Source organism: Lacinutrix cladophorae (assembly GCF_053604645.1).
Genome location: NZ_JBSHNR010000076.1, coordinates 1 through 215, shown reverse-complemented (window position 1 = coordinate 215; position 215 = coordinate 1). Strand labels below are relative to the sequence as shown.

The following is a 215-nucleotide window of genomic DNA, read 5'->3' as shown; positions in this document are numbered from 1 at the left end:
CTAACCTTGCTTCCACTTGTGGTGCTGGTGGTACTATTACTGTAATCTATACGGTATCGGATGATTGTGATAACGAAACTACACTGACTGCGACACTTACACTTGAAGATTCTATTGGTCCTGACCTAACGGCTTGTACGGTTGTAGATGAAACTATAGAATGTAATGGAACAGATAATGAAACCATTGCTAACGATTGGAATGCTGCAAACATA

At 40.0% G+C, this 215-nt stretch carries 1 protein-coding gene; it reads left to right on the top strand.

Going from position 1 to position 215, the window contains the following annotated elements; all coding sequences use genetic code 11:
• Positions 1 to 215 (top strand): hypothetical protein (locus tag ACVC3Y_RS03040; RefSeq protein WP_452226073.1); only part of this gene is annotated, 215 nt, incomplete at both ends.